A 21,385-nucleotide genomic window follows, 5' to 3' on the forward strand; every position below is an offset into this window, starting at 1 on the left:
CACGCATCGTGAGAACGGCCGGCCGAGACTCCGACCCAAGGTGCCATCGGACCCTGCGTCCGGGCAAGGCCGGCAGCCACCCGTACCACCCGTCGACCAACCGTCCCGGCGTGGTCAGCAGCCGCAGCCGCCACCGCAGCAGCCGCCACCGGCGGGTGCGGACGAGGCGCCGGACCCGCCACCACGGCCGGTGACCGCGACCGTGGAGAGCAGTTTCACCGTGTCGGCGTGCCCCTCCGGACAGGACGCCGGCTCACCGGCCCGCGCCATCGGACGGTTGACCTCGAAGGTGGCGCCGCAGGCGCGACAACGGAACTCGTACCGGGGCATGCCGTCAGCCTACGACCGGACCTGACGTCGGCGAAGACATGGGTGATACTCGACGGGTGGCAGACGGCGAAGAGCGCATCACCCTGCGGCCCCTGCGACCGGCCACGCCGCGCGCCGACCCCGGCGCCGGCCCCGACGGGCCGGCAACCAGGCTGCCCCGTCCCCGCCGCCCCTGGCTGAGTTCCGGCAAGCCCGCCGACGACCCGGCACCGGCCCCCACCGACCCGGTTCCGGCGGCGGCCATCGACAACGCCGCCGGCACCACGGGCGACGCTACGGCTCCCGACAGGACGGATGGCGGCGCGGCGGCCAGCACCACGCCAGCCGCCGACACCCCCGCCGCCGGCACCACGGCGGACCGCGCCCCGACCGCCGGCACCACGGCGCCGGACGGCCCGAAGGGCAGCGCCACGACCGCGCCGGAGGCTGTCCCCGACGCGGAATCGACGCCGAAGACCACTGTCGAGGAGTCCACTCCGGAGTCCGGCGCACCGGCAGCCCGGCGCCGCCGGGTGCGCTTCGGGCCCGCCGTACGCCTGCCCGGGCCCCGCGCCGCGGCCCGGGCGACCCGCGCCTGGTCGCGCCGGCCAAGCGGCCGACTGACCCTGCCCGGCGTGTTCCTGCTCGTCCTGGTCGCCGCGACCGCCACGGCCGGCGCGCTGGTGGTGCCCGCCACCCTTGGCGCTCCGCGTCCGGTGGCGGTCGACGCCACCGCCGACGCGCTGCCCAGCGACCTGACGCCGTCCGGTCAGGTGCCGCCACCGGGGCAGTTCCCGCCCCCCACCGCGACCCTTCCGCCCGGCGTGACCCCACCGGGCACCGCCGGGCCGGTCGATGGACGCCCGTCCGACGCCCTGGCCGGCTGGGCCCGCGACACCGGCGCCAAGGTCGGGATCGACCCGATCGCCATGCAGGCGTACGGCTACGCCGAGCTGGTGCTCGCCGAGACCGACCGGGCCTGCGGCCTGAGCTGGACCACGTTGGCCGCGATCGGTCTGGTCGAGTCCCGCCACGGACAGGCCAACAACGCCCAGCTCGGCGCGGACGGCAGGGCTGTCCCGGAGATCATCGGTCTGCCGTTGGACGGTCAGGGCAACCGGATGCGGATCGCCGACACCGACCGGGGCGAGTTGGACCGCGACACCACCTATGACCGGGCGATCGGGCCGATGCAGTTCATCCCGACCACCTGGGAGGAGATCGGCGCCGACGCGGACAACGACGGCCGTAAGGACCCGCACAACATCCACGACGCCGCGCTCGCGGCCGGGATGTACCTCTGCAAGGGCGGCCGGAACCTCACCATTCCGGGCGACTGGTGGAACGCGATCCTGTCGTACAACGATGTCCGAAGGTACGCCCAGGACGTCTTCGACGCCGCCAACCGGTACGGACAGGCCAGTCGCACGTGAAGTGATCGTCCGCATACATTGGAGAACTGGACACTTCCCCCCGGCTGCGGATGACGGCAAGCTAGACGGGTGATGGTGCGCGAGTGGGACCCCAGGACCGCGTCGTCCGCCGAGATCGCGTCGCTGCTGGACACGCTGAACGCGGTCCTGGCGGCCGATCTTCCGCAGGATCCGCCGTGGCGGGAGAGTTCTCTGCGGGAATACCTCGCCGAGGTGATGCCGGGCGAACGGCGGATCTCCTGGATCGCGCAGGAGGATCCAGACGTCGACGGCGCTCCGGGAGCCATCCTCGGTCAGGTGCACGTGCTGCTGCTCGGCAACATCGGTGTGCTGGAGGTCCTGGTCCACCCGTCCGCGCGGCGCAGTGGTCTGGGCCGTGATCTCGTCTTGCGCGCGGCCCGCCGGGTCTACCAGGAAGGCTTCGAGTCGATCGGGGTGGAGGTGGTCGGCGACACTCCCGCCGTCGCCTTCTACGAATCGCTCGGCTTCGGTCGGGAGTACGTGGAGACCCGCAGCGTCCTCGACCTCTCCGGCGTCGACTGGGCCGAGTTGGCGCAGATGTCGACCGGGCTCGGCGCCGGTTACCGCGTCCAGTTCCACCCCGGTGGCCCGCCGGACGAGCTGATCGAGGCGTACGCGCGGGCCAAGGCCGAGATCCGGGACATCGAGGACGGCGAGCTACGACCCAGCTCGTACGATCCGCAGCGGCTCCGGGACAGCCTCGACTGCCTGCACCGACGGGGCATGAAGCCGTACATCGTGCTCGCCCTGCACGAGCAGACCGGTGAGGTGGCCGGCCTCACCGAGGTGGTCGTGCCGGCCCAGCATCCGACCCGCGCCGACCAGTACGACACGATCGTGGTGCAGGATCACCGGGGCTACGGCATCGACCGGGCGATAAAGGCTCGGATGCTGTTGGAACTGCGTTCGGCCGAGCCGCAACTGACTGAGGTGCAGACCTGGAACGCGCAGGCCAACGAGGCCATGCTCAAGGTCAACGCTGAGCTGGGCTACCGCACCGACCGGGACTGGTGCGAATACAGCATCGACGTCGCCGAGCTGGTCCACCGCCTCGACGCGACGCGCTGACCGGTCGCCTCCGCCGCCGTCAGTTCCGGTACCAGGTACGCGGGTCAGGCGGAGGTGGCACGTTACGGTACTTGGCCACCCGCACCTCCCACTGACTACGGCGCCGCCGTGCCTCCCGGTCGGCCCGGGAACGGTGGTAGGTCTCCGGCGGTCGAGCCAGGCCGTAGATGTCCGCCCACCACTCGCCCGGTTCCGGGTCGAGAATCGTGTTGAGATGCGCCGGGTAGCGACGATCCGCGCCGTCCCGGGTGTCGTCCCAGACCTCCATCGGCAGCACTACCCGCCCCTCCTGGTCGACGGCCACGAGGTAGAGACCGGCCGCGCCCAGCAGCCGCTCCAGCACGGCCAGGCTCGGCGTCAAGCTGCCCGCCTCGACCCGCGCAACGGTCGACGGAGCGACCTTGGCGAACCGGGCCATCCGCAGCTGGCTGAGCCCGACGATCCGGCGGGCACGTCGCACCAGACCGGCGATGGGAAAGGGACCGACCGTGGGGCCGAGATCCGGCGGCTCCAAGACACTGGACATGCGCCCGAGCGTGCCGCTGCACGAACCAGGGCAGCAACCCCTGTGGAAAAACCTGTGGATATCCCGAGCCCTCCGCCTTGACCCCGGCCCGGCTAGCGGTCCGCTACCCTCAGCAACAATCACGGTGAGTGGCGGACGTGTCGTCTCCCTCCGAGCCCTCCCCTAACACCTCCACGCCCTTTGCTCTGCTTCAACCCACGCAACAGGCTCTGACCAGCGGCGAAGGGAAGTTGAGATCGCGGTTGTCGCACGCCGGCAACTACCCTCTGCACGCTGTGCGTGGGTTGAAGCAGAGCAAAGGACGGGGGGAGAACAACCACAGGGGTGGAGAGAAACTACTCAGGGCGATGGCACCGGTTCGGTCGATGGTCGCACCAGTGCGGACGGGGTTGGCGAGTGAACAGGCCGCCGCGACAGCGCAGCCGTCAGCCGTCAGCCGTCAGCCGTCAGCGTTGTCGCCTGCTCGGGGTCGAGGAGGGTCAGTAACGCTGGCGGAGCAGTTGGGCGGCCTCGACAGCCCAGTAGCTGAGGATGATCTGGGCACCGGCGCGGCGGATCGAGGTGAGGGTTTCCAGCATCACCCGCTCCCGGTCGATCCAGCCGTTCGCGGCGGCCGCCTCGACCATCGCGTACTCGCCGGAGACCTGATAGGCCGCCACGGGCACGTCCACGGCGGCGCGGACCGCCGACACCACGTCGAGGTACGGCAGCGCCGGCTTGACCATCACCATGTCGGCACCCTCGGCGACGTCCAGCGCGACCTCGCGCAGCGACTCGCGCAGGTTCGCCGGATCCTGCTGGTAGGCCCGTCGGTCCCCCTCCAGCGCCGACTCAACAGCGTCCCGGAAGGGGCCGAAGAAGGCCGAGGCGTACTTCACGGCGTAGGCGAGGACGGCCACGTCGGTGTGACCGGCCGCGTCGAGTGCCGCCCGTACCGCCCCGACCTGACCGTCCATCATGCCGGACGGCCCGACCACCCCGACCCCGGCGGCGGCCTGGGCCACGGCCATCTCGGCGTACGCGGCGAGGGTGGCGTCGTTGTCCACCTCGCCGGCCGGGGTGAGCAGCCCGCAGTGCCCGTGCGAGGTGAACTCGTCCAGGCAGAGGTCACTCATCACCACCGTCGCGTCGCCCACCTCGGCGACCACGTCCCGGATCGCGACGTTCAGGATGCCGTTCGGGTCGATGCCGCCGGAGCCACGTTCGTCGCGCGACGCGGGCACGCCGAACAGCATGATCCCGCCGACGCCGGCCTGCACCGCCTCCACCGCCGCCTTGCGCAGCGAGTCACGGGAGTGCTGGAGCACCCCCGGCAGCGAGGCGATGGCCCGCGGCTCGGTCAGCCCCTCCTTGACGAACATCGGCACGACCAGCTCGGCCGGGTCGACGCGGGTCTCGGCGACCAGCCGACGCATCGCCGCGGTGCGGCGCAGCCGACGGGGCCGCATCTCCGGGTACGCCATGAACCCTCCCTGACGACCAGCCGGAGCCGGAACGGCTACCGGAACCTCAGCGCGGTCGGCCCCTGGACCTTCGAGCCACGGCGCTGCTTCGCCGGCATCGCGGCGAGCTTCTCCCGCAGCTCGACGGCGTAGCCGGCGAGCGCCTCCACCAGATCGGGCACCGACGCGTGCGGCGGTTGGACGTCGACCCGCAGGCCGAACTCCGTCGCGGTCTCCGCCGTCTTGGGCCCGATGACAGCGACAACGGTACGCGTGTGCGGCTTGCCGGCGATGCCGACCAGGTTCCGGACCGTGGAGGACGAGGTGAACAGCACCGCGTCGAACCCGCCCGACTTGATCGCGTCCCGGATCTCGGCGGGCGGCGGAGCGGCCCGGACGGTCCGGTACGCGGTCACGTCGTCGACCTCCCAGCCGCGCTCGGTGAGCCCGGCGGCGAGCGTCTCGGTGGCGATGTCGGCACGCGGCAGCAGCACCCGGCCGACCGGGTCGAGCACCTCGTCGTGCGGCGAGAACTCGGCCAGCAGCCCCTCGGAGGACTGCTCACCGGAGGGAATCAGCTCCGGCTGGATGCCGAAGGCCCGGACGGCGTCGGCCGTGGCGTCGCCGATACAGGCGATCTTGACGCCGCCGAAGTGCCGGGCATCCAGCCCGTGCTCGGCGAACTTCTCCCAGACCGCCCGCACCGCGTTGACCGAGGTGAAGATCACCCAGGCGTACCTGCCGTCGACCAGGCCCTTGACCGCCCGCTCCATCTGGGCGGGGGTACGCGGCGGCTCCACCGCGATGGTCGGCACCTCACAGGGAATCGCCCCGTACGCCCGCAGCCGGGCGCTCATCGCGCCGGCCTGCTCCTTGGTGCGGGGCACCAGCACCTTCCAGCCGTACAGCGGGCGGTTCTCCCACCAGCTGAGCTTGTCCCGCTGACCAACACCGTCGCCGACGGTCAGCACGACCCGGCCGGTGAAACCGAGAGCCGCCGCGACGAAGGAGTCCACGGTCGACGTGGTGGTGTACTGCGTCTCCCCGGTGCCGTCCCCGGTCACTCCGACGTCGGTGGCGCCGTTCACGCCGGCGGCCAGCAGCCCGTCACGGATCGCGGCCAGGTCACCGGCGTCGACCGCCAGCGCCAGCGAACCGCGCTGCACGGCCGCCGCCAGCGCGTCGAAGTCCAGGACGCTGACGTCCTCGACGTCGGCGGCGGTGCGTACGCCCGGCAGCGGCACGCCCGCGTAGGTGGCCACCCCCTCGGCCTGGCCGACCCCGGGAACCACCTCGAAGTGCGCGGCGGTACGCGCCACCGCCTGCACCTCCTTGACCACCGAGTCGTGCCCGAACGGATCGCCGGCCACCAGGTGCACCGCGTTCTGCCCGGAGCGGGCCGCCGAGATCAGGATCTTGGCCACATCGCCCGGCGCGCCCTCGGCCGGCGTGAACTGGGCATCGGAGCTGGCCTCGGCCCGGACGACGTCGAGCAGCGACTCGGGTACTCCCCGGTCGTACACCACCTGGTCGGCGCCGACCAGGGCGTCGTGCGCCCGGCGGGTCAGCAGGCCCGGGTCGCCGGGTCCTGCCCCGACGAACGCGATACGGCCTACGGGCTTACGGGTGCGGGTCATTCTGTGCTCCCAAATTGCTGGGTCCCCGGGCCGTCGTGTCCTTGCGGGCCGAGGATCGAGTCGGCGCCGAGGTCGAGGAGTTCGGCGGCGAGTGCCTTACCGATCTCCGCCGCGTCGGCGGGCGTACCGGTGCGGGACAGCCGGACCTCGTGCGTACCGTCCGGGCTGATCACCGCCCCGCGCAGGTAGATCTCATCGCCGTTGTCGCCCTCGGCGAGTTCGGCGTAGGCGGCGACCGGAGCGGAGCATCCGGCCTCCAGGGTGGCCAGCATCGCCCGCTCCGCGGTGACCGCGGCGCGTGACGGTGCGTGGTCGAGCAGGGCGAGCAACTCGACCAGGTCGGTGTCGTCGAGCCGGCATTCCACCGCCAGGGCTCCCTGAGCCGGGGCCGGCAGCATCAGCATCGGGTCGAGCGTCTCGGTGACGGCGTCGGCGCGGTCGATGCGGGTCAGGCCCGCCCGGGCCAGGACGACGGCGTCCAGGTCGGCCTCCGGGCCGAGCACCCGGGCCAGCCGGGTGTCGATGTTGCCCCGGATCGGGGTGACCGACAGTGGCATGCCCAGCGCGTGCAGCTGGGCGATCCGGCGCAGCGCGCCGGTGCCGACGACCGCGCCGGGCGGAAGTTCGGCGAGCGTCCTGCCGTCGCGGGCGACGAGGGCGTCACGCGGATCCTGGCGCGGCGGCACCGCGGCGATGTGCAGCCCCGCCGCGGTCGCGGTGGGCAGGTCCTTGTAGGAGTGGACCGCGAAGTCGATCGTCCCGGCGACCAGCGCGTCACGTAGTGCGGAGACGAACACGCCCACCCCGAGGCGGTGCACCGGCGCGCTGGACCGGTCGCCGGCGGTCACCACCTCGACCAGTTCCACGGGACGTCCGGTACGCGCCGTCAACGCCTCGGCGACCTGCCCCGACTGGGCCATCGCCAGCTTGCTGCCCCGGGTACCGAGGCGCAGCGGGGCCTCGTTCATCGGTCGCCTCCGGTGGGTGGGGTGATGTCGGGCACGGTGTCCACCGGCGAGGTCTGCGGGACCTGGAGGTCGAACAGTTCCCGCAGCAGGGCCGTGTACTGGTCGCCGCCGGGTTCGGCGGCGAGCTGACGGACCCGGACGGTCGGCTGGTGCAGCAACCGCTGGACCACCCGGTGCACCGTACGGGCCACCTCGGCACGCTGGTCGTCGCTGAGGTCGGGACGACGTTGCGCGAGCCGGCGCAGCTCGGCGGTGACCACGTCGTCGGCCCGGCCACGCAGGGCGGCGACGGTCGGCGCCACGTCGGCACCGCGCAGCCAGCAGAGGAAGGACTCGACCTCGCCGGCCACGATCCGCTCGACGGCGGCGGCGTCGGCGGCGACCGGGCCGTCGGCGAGCAGCGCCGCCATCCGGTCGATGTCGATCACCTCGACGCCGGGCAGGTCGGCGACGCCGGGGCCGACGTCTCGCGGCACCGCGAGGTCGAGCAGGACCAGTGGACCACGCCCGGGGGCGCGGTCGGCGGTCGCGGCGGCGACCACCTCGCGGGTGAGGACCGGCTCGGGCGAGGCGGTGGCGGCCACCACGACGTCCACCGTGGCGAGTGTGTCGGCCAACTCGGCCATCGGTCGCGCGCCGGCTCCGTAGGACTCGGCCAGCCGGACGGCGCGGTCGGTGCTCCGGTTCGTCACCGTCAGCGGTCCGGCGCCGAGCCGGGACAGCGTCGCCACGCCCAGCGAGCCCATCGCTCCGGCACCGACGATCAGTGCGGGTCGACCCGTGAGGTCGTCGTCGAGGTGACCGGCGGCGAGTCCCAGCGCGGCGGTCACCACGCTCTGACCGGCGCGGTCGATGCCGGTCTCCGAGTGGGCCCGCTTTCCCACCCGCAGCGCCTGCTGCATCAGCTCGTGCAGCAGCCGGCCGGCGGTGTCGGCGGCGCTGGCCCAGTGGTAGGCGTCACGTAGCTGCCCGAGGATCTGCGCCTCGCCGATCACCATCGAGTCCAGGCCGGCGGCGACCCGGAAGACGTGATCCACCGCAGCCGAGTCGAAGTGCACGTAGAGGTGGTTGGCCAGCGCGGCGGGCTGGCAGCCCGCCTGCTCGGCGAGTACGGCACAGATGTCGCCGAGGCCGCCGTGGAAGCCGGAGACCACCGCGTAGACCTCCACCCGATTACAGGTGGAGACGAGGACGGCCTCGCTCACGTACGGCTGCGCGACCAGCCGACCCAGCGTGCGGTCGAGCCCGCTGGGTGACACCGCGAGTCGTTCCAGGGTGGCGACCGGTGCGGTGCGGTAGGACGCGCCCACGACGAGGAGTTTCACGTGCCGATCGCCTCCTGGCTCTCGGTGACCGCGAGACCACCGGGCAGGGCGGTCAGGGCGGACCCACCGGCGGCGGGCAGCGCGGTCAGGGATGCCTTGCGGTGCTCGTGGAACGACAGGATCTGCAACTCGATGGCCAGGTCGACCTTGCGCACGTCGACCCCTTCGGGGACCGAGAGTACGCACGGCGCGAAGTTCAGGATGCTCGTCACGCCGACGGCGACCAACTGGTCCGCCACCCGTTGCGCGGCGGCGGCCGGGGTGGCGATGACACCGATCGCGATGGATTCCTCGGCGGCCACCCGGGGCAGCTCGTCGATGTGCTGCACGACCAGGCCGTTGATCTCCTCACCGACCCGCTCCTGGTCGGCGTCGAGGAGGGCGGCGATCCGGAACCCACGGCTGGCGAAGCCGTCGTAGCCGGCCAGGGCGTGACCGAGGTTACCCACACCCACCAGGGCGACCGCCCGGCGCTGGGTCAACCCGAGCACGTACTCGATCTGGTCGATCAGCAGCCCGACGTCGTAGCCCACGCCCCGGGTGCCGTACGAGCCGAGCTGGGACAGGTCCTTACGGAGCTTGGCCGAGTTCACTCCGGCGGCGTTGGCCAGCCCTTCGCTGGAGACCGTCTCGTGACCGGTTTCCGCGAGGTTGTGCAGGGCACGGAGGTACTCGGGGAGCCGGGCCACCGTCGCCTCGGGCAGGTCCGGGAGCGCCGGGACGGCACCTGCGCGACCGGGCGCGCCAGGGTGACGGTGCTGACTCATGAGACTCCGTGCGGTGCGATCCTCGACCAACTCCACCGGTCGGCCGTTTCGGGACTCCCGCTGGCGACCGATGTTGCCGGCTGTGCTAGCGGGGCGCGTCGGAATTACAGAGTAGGCGCTTGTGAAGACGTGCACAAATCGCGATCTTGCTGGCACGGCCCGCGCCCCCACCGGCCCCTCCATCCCACAAGATCGATCACCACCTCACCATCGGTGCCCGCGCGATTATCGCTCAATCCCGACTTCTCTGACCAATCACACGTGGCCCTCGCCCCCCATTCCCATTCGCCGATCGTGAAGTTATCGCCCCGACACGCCGAATTTCGCCCCCGACAACCTCATGAACGCCGCAGTGGGTCGGTGGAACCGGTGGCGAGGGTCACGGCCTCAGTGAGCGAGTCGGCGACGGGGTGGCCGGAGGCGAGCAACCGGGCGCGGTCGGTGAAGCCACCGCTGTAGAGGACGGCGCGGGCACCGACGGACCGGGCCGCGTCAGCGTCGTCAAGCGAGTCGCCGATCAGCACCACCGACCGGCCGTCGACGCCCAACGCGTCGAGGTGCCGCGCCAGCGACTCCGCCTTGCGGTCGCCGCCGATCTGCGCCCGCAGCCCGTCGACCCGGGAGAACCGACCGGCCAGGCCGTACGTCTCGACGGCGGGCACCAGCTCGTCGTGGAACCACATGGACAACAGGGACTGGCTGCCCGACCAGGCCGCCATCGCGTCCACGGCGTCGTGCGCCAGCTCACAGGTGGTCAGACCCATCCGGTACGCGTCGTGGAAGATCTTGTCCAGCCGGCCGAAGGCGTCGTCGTCCACCGCGCGGCCGAGGATCTCCGCGTAGTAGTCGGCGATCGGCCGGCGGAACCTCACCCGGTGCTCGTCGGGGGTGACGCTCGGCCCGCCCTCGCTGGCGAACACCGCGTTGGTACAGGCCACCACGAGGCTCAGATCGTTGAGCAGGGTGCCGTTCCAGTCCCACACCAGATGAGCGCTCGCAGGGGTCATCGCCGCACCCTATCCGGCCATGTCCCGGCGCGGCGGCCTCAGAGCTGCGGGGTGGTCAGGTCGCGCAGCAGCCGTTCCTCCTCGACCCGCCAGTAGCCGTGTTCCCTGCCGTCGAGCAGCACCACCGGCAGCCGGTCGCCGTACTCGCGCTCCAGCTCCTCGTCGCCGCTGACATCCCGTTCGGTCCACCGGTCGCCGGTGACCGCGACCACCCGGTCGAGCGCCGCCTTGGCGTCCGCACAGAGGTGACAGCCGGGGCGGGTGATCAGCGTCAGGCGGGGTTCACGCATCGGTCTCCTCCGTCGTACCGAGCAGGGTCTTGCGTACCTTTCCGATCACCGAGCGCGGCAGCACGTCGACGAACTCGACCTCGGTCGGGCACTTGAATCTGGCCAGGTTACGCGTGCAGTGGTCGATCAGCTCGGCACGTGCCACCGCGGCCTGCGGCCTAGGCACCACGTACGCCCGGACAGTCTCCCCGGTCCTCGGGTGCGGCACACCCACTACGGCCGACTCCGCCACCGCGGGATGGGCCGACAGCACCAGCTCCACCTCGTGCGGATACACGTTGAAGCCGTTGACCAGGATCAGCTCGCCGATCCGGTCGACCAGGAAGAGGTCGCCGTCGGCATCGGCGTACGCCACGTCGCCGGTGGGCCACCAGCCGTCGGCGTCCGGTCCGCCCGCGCCGTCCGGCCAGTATCCGGAGAACAGGTTCGGGCCACGCACCACGAGCTGCCCCGGATCGGTGCCCGAGGCCGGGTCGGTGAGGTCCATCTCGTCCGGATCGTCGTCGGACGCGGCCACTCCGTCGCGCCACAGCTCCGTGCCGTCCGCACCGATCAGCCGCACCTGCACGCCGGGCAACGGACGGCCGATCGAGCCGGGCCGAGGTTCGCCGCCGACCAGGGTCGAGGTGAGCACCGGGGCGGTCTCGGTCAGGCCGTACCCGACGTGTACCGGACGCCCGGCGGCCTCGGTGAAGCGCGCCGCGTCGGCCGGCTCCAGCGGCGCCGCGCCGCACACCACGGTCCGCACCGCGGCCATCGCCGCAGCGAGGTTGTCGGCACCCGCCCGGGTCCAGGCCTGCACCATCGACGGTACGCCCACCAGGACGCTCACCCGGTGCCGGGCGATCTCGGCGAGCGCCGCGTCGGATCCCGCGTCGTCGACCAGGACTCCGGTCGCACCATGGTGGAGCACCGCACCCAGCCCGGAGTTCAGCCCGTAGGCGTGGAACAGCGGCAGGGCCAGCAGCACGGTGTCGTCCGGGCCGACCACCGGCGGGTCGATCCGGCCGATCTGTTCGTGGTTGGCCGCCAACGCCCCGTGGGAGAGCATGGCTCCCTTGGGCCAGCCAGAGGTGCCCGAGGTGTACAGCAGCATCGCCAGGTCGTCGGCGCCCCGGACCGGGAAGGTCCGATCGTCACCGCCGGTCGGTGCGCTGGTGTGCACCGCGACCAGCGCGGGCAGGTCCAAGTCCGCCACCAGGCCCCGGATCCGCTCGGTACCGATCAGCACCGACGCGCCCGAGTCGGCCAGGACGTGTCGCAGCTCGCGCCCGGTCAGGCCGGGATTCACCGGTACCGCGGTCAGTCCGGCGCGCAGCGCGCCGAGCAGGCTGATCACGAAATCCGGCACGTTCGGCAACGCCACGGCGACCCGCGTCGCTGGCCGGGTCGCGTCGGCCCCCGGCACCGTGTCGGCCAGCGCCCGGGCCGCACCGCTCACCGCCTCGTCCAGTTCGGACCAGGTGATCGTCCGATCCTGCCAATGCAGGGCGGGCTTGCCCGGGTGCCGGGCCGCCGCCCGGCGAAGACGGTCGGCGAGGTTGGGACCGGAGACCGAGTCAGGATCCTGCACGGTGGCTGAGTCTGGCACAGCCCGATCCGCAGGGCCACGTCCGCGAGTCCCGTCCACGGAACCGGATGGCGTCACCGACGGTGCGGTGCAGGTGCGACGGCGACGCACCGTGGACGCCCGGCCCGGTGCTGTCGCCGGTCTCCACCGGACCCCGACATTCGCCGTCGATCCCGCCCGCCACCTGCACGAACAGCGGTTCCAATGGGGAACATGTGAGTCGTCTGTTGTCAACCACACCCGACGGACAACCGGTCCGCCGGGTCGGCGACACGTCAGGAAATACTTCGGCCCTGTGTAACGGACTTGCCACGCGCGGGTGACGTTGGCCCTATCATCACTCGGGTCGGCTCACCCCATTTGCCGTGAGTCGACACCCCTCAGCCCGAGGAGGCCCCCGTGCCGTTGAGCGCATTGGACCAGCACCTCAAGGGGATCTGCCGCCCGCCGGCACGCCCCGGAGCCCCCCTGCCCGACGCGGCGACGACCGGTCGACCGGTCGTCGCCGGCCCGGCGGCCACCGGCGGAACGGAGGCGGCGCGATGACCACCTTCGGCTTCGCCGAGCGTCCGGTCGGCCTGACCGGACCGGCCGCCCGCGCTCCGATCAACGAACGCGGTGGTGCCCACGGCGCACCGGACGCGTCGGCCAATCTCACCGTCCGGGGTGACGGTGCCGCGCGCCGGGTGGGCAGTCGCCCCCACCAGAACGAGCCGCCACATCGACCACCGGTGCCCGGTGGGAACGCCAAGCCCGCCGGCGGGCGGGTCGCCTCCCCGAACCGCCCGACGATGCCGGCTCAGGCTCGGCGCAGTGGGGACGCACCGGTCACCGAGGTGTCCACCACCGAGACCGCGGTACTTCCCGCGGTGCCCGCGACGACCGGCACCTCGACCGGGTTCCCGAGCCGCCCGGATCCCTCCGATCCGGCCACCGAGGTCTGGGCCCTCGTCGAGCGCGCCCAGGCCGGCGAGGCCGAGGCGTTCGGGCTGATCTACGACCGCTACGTGGACACGGTGTTCCGCTTCGTCTACTTCCGGGTCGGCAACCGGCAACTCGCCGAGGACCTCACCTCGGACACCTTCCTGCGCGCCCTCAAGCGGATCGGCAGCTTCACCTGGCAGGGGCGCGACCTCGGTGCCTGGCTGGTCACCATCGCCCGCAACCTGGTCGCCGACCACTTCAAGTCCGGCCGGTACCGGCTGGAGGTCACCACCGGCGACGTCCTCGACGCCGACCGGGAGGATCGAGGCCCGGAGGGCAGCCCGGAGGCGGCGGTGGTGGAGCACATCACGAACGTCGCCCTGTTGAGCGCGGTGAAACGCCTCAACCCCGAGCAGCAGGAGTGCATCGTGCTCCGCTTTCTCCAGGGCTTCTCGGTGGCCGAGACCGCCCGGGCGATGGGCAAGAACGAGGGTGCGATCAAGGCGCTGCAGTACCGGGCGGTCCGGGCCCTGGCGCGGCTGCTTCCGGACGGCTTCCAGCCGTGACCTTCCGGCACCGTCACGGTGGCGGCCCGTCCTGGTCGGCTGCCGGGCGCTCAGACCTGACAGCGATCACTTTGCGTAATTTCGGCGCCGGCCGGGCCGTAACCCGCCCCCGGCACGGCGCGTTTCTCCGGGTGCGACCGGTGACAGGCCGGGAGCCCTCGGGGGCCTCCGGATGACCTGCGACGGAGCCGACGACGGCCCTCCGCCGTGGTGTCACGAGGTCATCGGTCGCTGGTGGTGAACGCGGCCGACCGGCCGTGACCAGCGAGAGGAGGTGCCACGGTGGACAACGCCCTCTTCTCCCGTCGGCGCGCCGAGCGCTTCGCGCAGCTTCTCGACGAAGCCAACGGCGGCCGACGTCATCACGTGCGTTCCAGGGACGACGATCGGCTCGCACCACTCGTCACGCTTGGCCGGCAGCTCGGTGCCAACGCGCCGGACGCCGAGGTCGACCCGGAATTCCGCACCGGCCTGCGGGCGATGTTGCTGGCCACCGCCGTTCGTGAGGGTGTCGGCGCGCCGGCCCCCGCCCGCCCGGCCGAGAAGGTGTCTTCCGGTCGTGGGTCGCTACTGCCCCCGGTGACCGCCCGTCGGGCCCGCGCTCGCGGTGCGATCCTCATCGGCATCGCCGCCGGTGCCGTGGCCGTTTCCGGTATCTCGGCCGCCAGCGAGGACGCGGTGCCCGGTGACGCGCTGTACGGCATGAAGCGTGGCACCGAACGGGCGCAGCTCGCGCTCACCAGCTCCGACATCAGCCGGGGACAGCTCTTTCTCGACTTCGCCCGCACCCGGTTGGCCGAGGCGGCCACGTTGGGGGGCAGCCCCGGTGGATACCGTGCGGTGCTCGACGACATGGACGCGGACACCCGGCAGGGCGTACGCCTGCTCACCGGGGCGGCCGCGCAGCGCTCGGATCCCGCGGCGCTGGCCGCGGTCGACGCGTTCCTCACCGATCAGCGGCGTTCGCTGAACGCGCTGGAGGGTCGGGGCTCCCGGATCGACCGGGCGCGCACCGGCGAATCGCTCGCGCTGCTCGAATCCGTCGCCGAGCGGGCCGACGCCGTGCGGGCCGCCATCGCCTGCGGCCAGGAGTTCACCGTCACCAGCGACACACTCGGCCCGATCCCCACCACCTGCTCCTGACCGATCGGCGCTTCGAGCCCGCCCGGACCGGCCCGCCGGCAGTCGCGCCGTGGAATTCGTCGCGAGTCACCGCTCGCCCGGTTCGACATGACGGTGACGGCCGTGCGGGGAAGCTTCCCCGTGCACCTGGCGGCTAAGGGCCGAACGGGTCGGGCCGACGCTCCAGCAACTGGTGCAGAGTCTGCTGGATGGTCTCCCGTACCTGGTCGGCAAGGTTGAACACGACCAGCGGATCGTCCGCGGAGTCCATCAGGTGCTCCGTCGGGATCGGCGGGCAGAACTCGATGAGCCACTTGCTCGGCAACGGCACCATGCCCAGCGGCCCGAGCCAGGGGAAGGTCGGGGTCACCGGGAAGTACGGCAGCTTGAGCAGTCGGGCCAGTGGTTTGATGTCGGCGAGCATCGGATAGATCTCCTCGCCGCCGACGATGGCCACCGGGATGATCGGAGTGCCGGTGCGCAGCGCCGCCGAGACGAAGCCACCTCGACCGAAGCGTTGCAGCTTGTAGCGTTGCGCGTACAGCTTGCCGACGCCCTTGAAGCCCTCCGGGAAGACGCCCACCAGCTCGCCGTGGCGCATGAGCCGCTCGGCGTCCGGGTTGCAGGCCATCGTGCCGCCGGTCTTGCGGGCGATCTCGGAGACCACCGGCATCCGGAAGACCAGGTCCGCACCGAGCAGCCGCAGGTAGCGGTGGTCCGGGTGCTCGTGGTGCAGCGCGGTGGAGAGGATCAACGCGTCCAGTGCCACGGTGCCGGAATGGTTGCCGACGATCAGCCCCGCGCCGTCCGTGGGTACGTTCTCCAGGCCGGTGACCTCGGTACGGAACCAGTCCCGGTACAGCCGGCGCAGCAGGGGATGGAAGACCGCCCCGGTCAGGTCGCGGTCGAAGCCGAACTCGTCCACCTCGTAGTCGCCCGCCAGCCGTCGGCGCAGGAAGGCCAGCCCGGCGGCGACCCGGCGGTCCCAGACATCGCCCGCCTGGCCGGAAGCGGCCGGACGGTGGCCGTTGCGTCGCGTCGGGTCCGGGGCCACCGGCGCCGGCACGGCGTACCTGTCGTCGAGGCGTGCCTCGTCGTGTCGTTCCTCGGGCCCGGTCACGACCGCTCCCGGACGGCGGCCCGAACCTGCCGGATCTGGTCCAGCACCAACTGCTCGGCGGCGGCCAGGTGCTCCCGGGTCACCACGGCACGCCCGTGGTGTGCCCTGATGAAGTCGTCGAAGGCGGCGGCGGTCGAGCGGGGCGTGAAGGCGTACTCCCGCTCCAGCCGGGAGATGTCCACCACCCGGCCGTGCACGAAGAGGTCGACCTGGTCGAGGCCGTAGCGACCGAAGCCCATGACCCGGGCCAACGCGACCGCACCGGACAGGCCCGGCTCCAGCACCGGCACGGCGACCCGACCGGCTCGACGGATCGCCTGCGACAGCGCGAGCACGCCGGGCCCGGCGACGTTGAAGGTGCCGGGATGATCACCGGCGACCGACCGGTGCAGCACCTCCAGCGCGTCGTCGAAGTGCAGGAACTGCAGCCGGGCGTCCCGGCCGAAGATGGTCGGCACCACCGGCTGCGCAAAGTAGCGGGTGAGCGTGGTGTCCGCCGTCGAGCCGATGAACGGTGCGAAGCGCAGCACGGTGGCGGTGACGTCACCGCGTCGACGGCGAAAGCCTCGGACGTACCCCTCGATGTCGAGGATGTCGCGGCCGAAGCCACCCCGCGGCACCTCGCGCGGCTCGGTCTCCTCGGTGAAGACGGCCGGATCACGGAACGAGGCGCCGTACGCCGCGGTGGAAGAGCGGACCACGATCTTGCGTAGCCGTGGTGCCCGCTGGCACGCGGCGAGCAGCTGCATGGTGCCGATGACGTTCTGCTCTTTCATCGCCGCTCGGCCACCGTGTTGCGGATCAGGGGAGCTGACCAGGGCCAGGTGCACCACGGTGTCCACGTCGAGGTCGGCGAGGAGACCACCGACCGAGCCGGCGTCGACCCGGATCCGCTCCACCTGGTCGAGCAGTGCGTCGACCTCGGGCCCGGGCTCCGGCTGGTCGATGCCGATGACCCGGTCGATCCGCGGGTCGGCGGCCAGCCGGGCGGCGACGTGCGCGCCGAGATAGCGACTGACCCCGGTCACGACGACGACCCCCGGAGGGCTCTGGGAGCCACCGGGGGTCATGTCTCGCACCTACCCCGGCAGGTGGGACCGAGCCGGGACAGCCACGGCCTGATCACCTGAGCCTCCGAGGGTCGACAGTTGGCGAGGGACGGACGCCGGGACCAGGCCCGGCGTCGGTCACTTGCCGAGACGGCGACGCTGGACGCGGGTCTTGCGCAGCAGCTTGCGGTGCTTCTTCTTAGCCATGCGCTTGCGGCGCTTCTTGACCACCGAGCCCATACGACAGCCTTTCGATGCAACGTGCGGCGCGACCGGGAGGACACCACGAACCCGTGGCGTCGGCGACCGCTTGCGGACAGGGACCGGACCGGCGGGATGGGCGGCGGAGCGCACCAGCGGTCACGATCGGAGTCCAGCGTAGCGAAACTGCGTCAGCAGGACCAACGCGCCCCCGCTCGATGCCGTTCCACCGGGCCCGCGTGACCCGGCCGCACCAGGGTCAGGCGGTCTCCTGGAAGGCGCCGCGCAGGTATTCGTGCACCGCGTGCTCCGGCACCCGGAACGACCTGCCCACCCGCACCGCGGTCAGCTCGCCGCTGTGCACCAGGCGGTAGACCGTCATCTTCGACACCCGCATGACCGTTGCCACCTCGGCGACGGTCAGGAACTTGACCTCCGACAGCCGACCGTCGGACTGCGACCCGGCCATGGCTCACCCGACCCATCCCATGCCCGGCGCGTGCCGCCACACGGGTCCTCCCGCGCGGCCGGCGACGCGCGTGTTACCAGTACGGTAGCGGGACGGCTGTGACCGGCGCGATCCCTTCCTGCAACTGATCATGGATCGTGCCGATGCTGCGGCGAAAAACCCCTGGTCGGGTACGGTCTTCCGAATTCCGGCGACGATCAACCTCGGCCGCGGGTATCGGGGAGGTCACTCGGCGCGCAGCGCCACCACCGGATCGAGCCGACCGGCCCGCTGCGCGGGTACCACCCCGAAGACGATGCCGACCGCCGCCGAGACGCCGAAGGCCAGTGCCAGCGACCACCAGGTCACCGCCGCCGGGATGGGTGAGAGCGCGGCCACCAGCAGCGCGCCGCCCACCCCGAGGGCCATTCCGGTGAGCCCACCGACGGAGGTCAGCAGCACCGCCTCCAGCAGGAACTGCACGCCGATGTCCCGGGGCCGGGCCCCGACCGCCTTCCGCAGCCCGATCTCCCGGGTCCGCTCACGAACCGAGACGAGCATGATGTTGGAGACGCCGACCCCACCGACCAGCAGCGAGATGCCCGCGATGGCGGCCAGTACGCCGGTCAGGATGCCGAGGATGTCACCCAGCACACCGAGGATCTGCTCCTGGGTGACGGCGCTGAACTCGGTACCGGGGTGCCGGCCGTTGAGTTCGGCCACGATCCGGTCACCCAGCTCGTCGATCCGTTCCCGGTCGGGCGCCTTCACCGCGATGGCGTCGACCCGCTGGGTGCCGTAGAGCCGCTGCGCCGCCGTCACCGGCACGTGCACCTCGTCGTCCCGGTCGACCCCGAGGCTCTGTCCGAGCGGGGTGAAGACGCCGATCACCCGGAAGCGGACCCCGGCGACGTTGATCTGCTGGCCGACCGCCTCCCGGTCCGGGAAGAGGGACCGGGCCACCGAGTCGCCGAGCACCGCCACCCGCCGCCCGGTGTCCACATCGGCCCGGGTCAGGTACCGGCCCCGGCCCAGTTCCCGGGCGAAGACCGTCGGGGTCGTCTCCAGCACCCCCTGGACGGTCGTGAAGTCCTCCCGGTTGCCGGCCCGCACGGTCGCACCCGAGGCGACCGTCACGGCCACCCGGTCGGGATCGCCGACCACCCGCCCTACCGCGTCGACGTCCTGCAGGGTGAGCGGGGACAGCGCCGGTGCGCTGCCCACGTCCAGCCGCCCCGGCACGACCAGCAGCAGATTGGAGCCGAGCCCCTCCACCTGTTGTTCCACCCGCTGCTTGGTGCCGGTGCCGATGGCCACCAGCAGCACCACGGAGGCCACTCCGATGACCACCCCGAGCATGGTCAGCGCGCTGCGCATCCGGTTCGCCCGCAGCGCGTCCCAGGCCACCCGCCACGCCTCGGCCACCCTCACGTGCCGGCCCCGCCGTCAGCTACTCCGCGCAGACCGGCCCCGCCGGCCTCCGTGCCTGCCGGCGCCGGCTCGTCGGCCGAGGTGGCCGCGCTGTCGGCGACGACCACACCGTCCCGCATCGCGATGCGCCGCCGGGCCCGGGCCGCCACCTCCGCGTCGTGGGTGACCATCACCAGCGCCACCCCGGACTCGACGTTGAGTCGTTCCAGCAGTTCCAGCACGGCCGCGCCGGTGGTGCTGTCCAGGTTGCCGGTCGGCTCGTCGGCCAGCAGCACGGTCGGGTCGGTGACCAGGGCCCGGGCGATCGCCACCCGCTGCTGCTCGCCGCCGGAGAGCTGGTTGGGCCGGTGGTGCAGCCGGTGCCCCAGGCCGACCCGGCCGAGCATCGCGGCGGCGCGCTCCCGCCGCTGGCGCGCGCCCACCCCCCGGTACACCAGCGGCAGCGCCACGTTGTCCACCGCCGAGGTACGCGGCAGCAGGTGGAACGCCTGGAACACGAATCCGATCGTCTCGTTGCGCAGCCGGGCCAGCTCCGGTGCGGACAGGCTGCCCACCTCCCGGCCACCGATGACCAGCCGGCCGCCGCTGGGCCGGTCCAGGCCGCCCAGCAGGTGCATCAGCGTGGACTTGCCGGACCCGGAGGGCCCGATCAGCGCCACGTAGTCGCCGGCGCCGACGGTCAACGACACGCCCCGCAGGGCGGGCACCGACACCCCGTCCAACTCGTACGTCCGGGACACGTCGAACGCCTCGATGGCCGGCCCCCGGCTCACCCGATCTCCTGGCCCTCGCGGATCTGGTCCGTACCCCGGACGACGATCCGGTCCCCGGCCTGCACCCCGTCGACGATCTGCACCAGGTCCTGGCCCTGGACACCGACGGTGACCACCGCCCGGTCGGCACGACCGTCGCGGACCAGCCAGACGGTGTCCCGACCGTCGACCGAGAAGAGCGCCGACGCGGGCACGGTCACCGCGTCCGCCTCCTCCCGGACCCGCAGTCGCAGCACCGCGTTCATTCCAGGGCGCGGGGTGGGCGCCGGCTCGGCCTCACCGAAGCGGCCGTCGCCGAGCGCGAGTCGTACCCGGTAACTCACCCCGCCCCGGGCCGAGGTACTGGGCAGCACGTCGATCGAGCGGACCGTCGCCGGGTAGCTGGCACCGGGGACGGCGTCCAGTTCGACGGTCCCGGTCAGCCCGGGCCGGACCAGCAGCACGTCCGTCTCGTCGACCTCGGCGAGCAGGCCCAGGTCGCGGGTGTCCACCACGGTCAGCACCGCGGTGCCGGCGGTGACCCGACCACCCACCGGTATCGCGGTGTCCACCCCGGGCGGCGGGCCGGCCGGCGCGCCGAGGGCCTCCGCACCGATGCCCGCCGGTATCCCACCGGACTCCAGCAACCCGGCGAGCGCCCCCGCCGAGCCACCGCCGCTGCTGACGCCGCCCGGTTGCACCACCCCGGCGATCGGGGCGCGCAGGGTCAACGCGTCGACGTTCGCCTTGGCCAGGTCGTACGCCTGCTGGGCCTGGAGTCGCTGGGCGGTGGCGAGCGCGCTGACGGCGGAGTTCAGTTTGCGAACGCCGCGCTGCACCTCCCGTACCGCCCGGTCGGCGGCCCGAGCCGCCGCGTCGTACCGCCGCTGGGCCGCCTCGACCTGGGTGAGCAACGCCTTGCGAAGCTTCGGGTCGTCGATCCTCACCGCGGCCGCGCGGGCGGCGGCGTGGGTCTGCTCGGCGGCCCGGTCGGTGCCGCGCAGGGAACCGACGAGGTCACCGCCGCCACCGGCGCGCTTCGCTGCGTTCAGCGCGTCACGCGCCTGGCGGAGCCGTTCCCGGGCCGACGGTGAGCTGATCACCGCGAGCACCTGGCCCCGCTTGACCTGCTGCCCCGGCTTGACCCGCAGTCGGGCGAGCGTGCCGTCCGCCGGGGCGGTGAGGGTCGCCGCCGCACGCGCGACGACCGTGGCGGGGGCGTCGATCTCCTCCGCCACCGCCGCCCGGGCCGCGGCGGCGAGGGTGATCGACGGTTCGTCACCACCGCAGGAGGCGGCGGTGGTGACGGTCAGCACGGTGACGGCGAGCAGGACGGTGAGCAGGCGGAGCCGCATGGCTGGCAGCCGCGGCGAGTCGGAGCGGCGCACGCGACACATGCTACGAGTCGC

At 72.4% G+C, this 21,385-nt stretch carries 21 protein-coding genes; 4 read left to right on the top strand and 17 right to left on the bottom strand.

Going from position 1 to position 21,385, the window contains the following annotated elements:
• Nucleotides 1-114: 114 nt before the first annotated feature.
• On the bottom strand, nt 115-330 hold the full coding sequence (locus O7597_RS07850) for a zinc ribbon domain-containing protein (RefSeq protein ID WP_281582342.1): 216 nt from the start codon (nt 328-330) through the stop codon (nt 115-117).
• 56 nt (nt 331-386) lie between these two features.
• On the opposite strand from O7597_RS07850, the gene O7597_RS07855 reads away from it, so the two are divergent.
• Together O7597_RS07855 and O7597_RS07860 are read left to right on the top strand one after the other, a co-directional pair.
• A complete protein-coding gene (locus tag O7597_RS07855; protein ID WP_281582343.1) occupies nt 387-1,742 on the top strand; it encodes a lytic murein transglycosylase in 1,356 nt (451 codons plus the stop codon).
• A 72-nt stretch (nt 1,743-1,814) separates the two neighbouring features.
• Nucleotides 1,815-2,831, top strand: a complete 1,017-nt coding sequence (locus tag O7597_RS07860) for a GNAT family N-acetyltransferase (protein WP_269738737.1) — start codon at nt 1,815-1,817, stop codon at nt 2,829-2,831.
• Nucleotides 2,832-2,850: 19 nt separating this feature from the next.
• Here the strand turns inward: O7597_RS07860 and O7597_RS07865 are convergent, their stop codons facing one another.
• The 9 genes from O7597_RS07865 to O7597_RS07905 form a co-directional block, all read right to left on the bottom strand.
• The gene (locus O7597_RS07865) at nt 2,851-3,357 is read right to left on the bottom strand and encodes a helix-turn-helix transcriptional regulator (RefSeq protein WP_269738383.1); all 507 of its coding nucleotides are present in this window, start codon (nt 3,355-3,357) and stop codon (nt 2,851-2,853) included.
• Nucleotides 3,358-3,836: 479 nt separating this feature from the next.
• Nucleotides 3,837-4,820 (bottom strand): porphobilinogen synthase, encoded by a 984-nt coding sequence (hemB, locus tag O7597_RS07870; protein ID WP_269738384.1) that lies wholly within the window; start codon nt 4,818-4,820, stop codon nt 3,837-3,839.
• Nucleotides 4,821-4,855: 35 nt separating this feature from the next.
• Complete coding sequence (locus tag O7597_RS07875) at nt 4,856-6,436, bottom strand: uroporphyrinogen-III synthase (protein ID WP_164448462.1); 1,581 nt, start codon at nt 6,434-6,436, stop codon at nt 4,856-4,858.
• On the bottom strand, nt 6,433-7,404 hold the full coding sequence (gene hemC, locus O7597_RS07880) for a hydroxymethylbilane synthase (RefSeq protein ID WP_281582344.1): 972 nt from the start codon (nt 7,402-7,404) through the stop codon (nt 6,433-6,435). Before hemC ends, O7597_RS07875 begins: the two co-directional genes overlap by 4 nt.
• The gene (locus O7597_RS07885; RefSeq protein ID WP_269738386.1) at nt 7,401-8,729 is read right to left on the bottom strand and encodes a glutamyl-tRNA reductase; all 1,329 of its coding nucleotides are present in this window, start codon (nt 8,727-8,729) and stop codon (nt 7,401-7,403) included. Before O7597_RS07885 ends, hemC begins: the two co-directional genes overlap by 4 nt.
• A complete protein-coding gene (locus tag O7597_RS07890) occupies nt 8,726-9,496 on the bottom strand; it encodes a redox-sensing transcriptional repressor Rex (RefSeq protein WP_164448464.1) in 771 nt (256 codons plus the stop codon). The genes O7597_RS07885 and O7597_RS07890 overlap by 4 nt, the downstream gene beginning before the upstream one ends.
• Before the next feature lie 338 nt (nt 9,497-9,834).
• A complete protein-coding gene (locus tag O7597_RS07895; protein WP_281582345.1) occupies nt 9,835-10,503 on the bottom strand; it encodes an HAD hydrolase-like protein in 669 nt (222 codons plus the stop codon).
• Nucleotides 10,504-10,541: 38 nt separating this feature from the next.
• On the bottom strand, nt 10,542-10,793 hold the full coding sequence (locus tag O7597_RS07900; RefSeq protein WP_281582346.1) for a glutaredoxin family protein: 252 nt from the start codon (nt 10,791-10,793) through the stop codon (nt 10,542-10,544).
• Nucleotides 10,786-12,366 (bottom strand): AMP-binding protein, encoded by a 1,581-nt coding sequence (locus O7597_RS07905; RefSeq protein ID WP_281582347.1) that lies wholly within the window; start codon nt 12,364-12,366, stop codon nt 10,786-10,788. The genes O7597_RS07900 and O7597_RS07905 overlap by 8 nt, the downstream gene beginning before the upstream one ends.
• 539 nt (nt 12,367-12,905) lie before the next feature.
• Between O7597_RS07905 and O7597_RS07910 the strand changes: the two genes are divergently transcribed.
• Together O7597_RS07910 and O7597_RS07915 are read left to right on the top strand one after the other, a co-directional pair.
• The gene (locus tag O7597_RS07910; RefSeq protein WP_269738389.1) at nt 12,906-13,853 is read left to right on the top strand and encodes an ECF subfamily RNA polymerase sigma factor, BldN family; all 948 of its coding nucleotides are present in this window, start codon (nt 12,906-12,908) and stop codon (nt 13,851-13,853) included.
• A gap of 282 nt (nt 13,854-14,135) precedes the next feature.
• The gene (locus tag O7597_RS07915; protein WP_281582348.1) at nt 14,136-14,996 is read left to right on the top strand and encodes a DUF5667 domain-containing protein; all 861 of its coding nucleotides are present in this window, start codon (nt 14,136-14,138) and stop codon (nt 14,994-14,996) included.
• A 133-nt stretch (nt 14,997-15,129) separates the two neighbouring features.
• On the opposite strand, the gene O7597_RS07920 is transcribed toward O7597_RS07915, so the two are convergent.
• From O7597_RS07920 to O7597_RS07950, 7 genes are all read right to left on the bottom strand, one after another.
• Nucleotides 15,130-16,029, bottom strand: coding sequence for a lysophospholipid acyltransferase family protein (locus O7597_RS07920; protein ID WP_269738738.1), 900 nt, complete (start codon nt 16,027-16,029; stop codon nt 15,130-15,132).
• Between the two features lie 62 nt (nt 16,030-16,091).
• Complete coding sequence (locus O7597_RS07925; RefSeq protein WP_269738391.1) at nt 16,092-17,165, bottom strand: NAD-dependent epimerase/dehydratase family protein; 1,074 nt, start codon at nt 17,163-17,165, stop codon at nt 16,092-16,094.
• Between the two features lie 117 nt (nt 17,166-17,282).
• Entirely contained in the window at nt 17,283-17,384 is a 102-nt protein-coding gene (locus tag O7597_RS07930; RefSeq protein WP_007465623.1) for an AURKAIP1/COX24 domain-containing protein, read from the bottom strand.
• Between the two features lie 220 nt (nt 17,385-17,604).
• Nucleotides 17,605-17,814 carry a helix-turn-helix domain-containing protein gene (locus O7597_RS07935; RefSeq protein ID WP_007465625.1) on the bottom strand — a complete coding sequence of 70 codons (210 nt, stop codon included), beginning with the start codon at nt 17,812-17,814 and terminating at the stop codon, nt 17,605-17,607.
• Between the two features lie 225 nt (nt 17,815-18,039).
• Nucleotides 18,040-19,224, bottom strand: coding sequence for an ABC transporter permease (locus O7597_RS07940; RefSeq protein ID WP_281582349.1), 1,185 nt, complete (start codon nt 19,222-19,224; stop codon nt 18,040-18,042).
• Nucleotides 19,221-19,997, bottom strand: a complete 777-nt coding sequence (locus O7597_RS07945; RefSeq protein ID WP_348650792.1) for an ABC transporter ATP-binding protein — start codon at nt 19,995-19,997, stop codon at nt 19,221-19,223. Before O7597_RS07945 ends, O7597_RS07940 begins: the two co-directional genes overlap by 4 nt.
• Complete coding sequence (locus O7597_RS07950) at nt 19,994-21,373, bottom strand: HlyD family efflux transporter periplasmic adaptor subunit (protein WP_281582350.1); 1,380 nt, start codon at nt 21,371-21,373, stop codon at nt 19,994-19,996. Before O7597_RS07950 ends, O7597_RS07945 begins: the two co-directional genes overlap by 4 nt.
• Between the last annotated feature and the right edge of the window lie 12 nt (nt 21,374-21,385).

This window comes from Verrucosispora sp. WMMC514, assembly GCF_027497295.1.
Lineage (GTDB): Bacteria > Actinomycetota > Actinomycetes > Mycobacteriales > Micromonosporaceae > Micromonospora > Micromonospora palythoicola.

Coding starts and splice junctions, on each gene's coding strand:
- hemC (WP_281582344.1), bottom strand. CDS start 7,404: ATGAACGAGGCCCCGCTGCGCCTCGGTACCCGGGGCAGCAAGCTGGCG.
- O7597_RS07860 (WP_269738737.1), top strand. CDS start 1,815: ATGGTGCGCGAGTGGGACCCCAGGACCGCGTCGTCCGCCGAGATCGCG.
- O7597_RS07925 (WP_269738391.1), bottom strand. CDS start 17,165: ATGACCCCCGGTGGCTCCCAGAGCCCTCCGGGGGTCGTCGTCGTGACC.
- O7597_RS07935 (WP_007465625.1), bottom strand. CDS start 17,814: ATGGCCGGGTCGCAGTCCGACGGTCGGCTGTCGGAGGTCAAGTTCCTG.
- O7597_RS07910 (WP_269738389.1), top strand. CDS start 12,906: ATGACCACCTTCGGCTTCGCCGAGCGTCCGGTCGGCCTGACCGGACCG.
- O7597_RS07850 (WP_281582342.1), bottom strand. CDS start 330: ATGCCCCGGTACGAGTTCCGTTGTCGCGCCTGCGGCGCCACCTTCGAG.
- O7597_RS07930 (WP_007465623.1), bottom strand. CDS start 17,384: ATGGGCTCGGTGGTCAAGAAGCGCCGCAAGCGCATGGCTAAGAAGAAG.
- O7597_RS07900 (WP_281582346.1), bottom strand. CDS start 10,793: ATGCGTGAACCCCGCCTGACGCTGATCACCCGCCCCGGCTGTCACCTC.
- O7597_RS07950 (WP_281582350.1), bottom strand. CDS start 21,373: ATGTGTCGCGTGCGCCGCTCCGACTCGCCGCGGCTGCCAGCCATGCGG.
- O7597_RS07875 (WP_164448462.1), bottom strand. CDS start 6,436: ATGACCCGCACCCGTAAGCCCGTAGGCCGTATCGCGTTCGTCGGGGCA.
- hemB (WP_269738384.1), bottom strand. CDS start 4,820: ATGGCGTACCCGGAGATGCGGCCCCGTCGGCTGCGCCGCACCGCGGCG.
- O7597_RS07890 (WP_164448464.1), bottom strand. CDS start 9,496: ATGAGTCAGCACCGTCACCCTGGCGCGCCCGGTCGCGCAGGTGCCGTC.
- O7597_RS07865 (WP_269738383.1), bottom strand. CDS start 3,357: ATGTCCAGTGTCTTGGAGCCGCCGGATCTCGGCCCCACGGTCGGTCCC.
- O7597_RS07895 (WP_281582345.1), bottom strand. CDS start 10,503: ATGACCCCTGCGAGCGCTCATCTGGTGTGGGACTGGAACGGCACCCTG.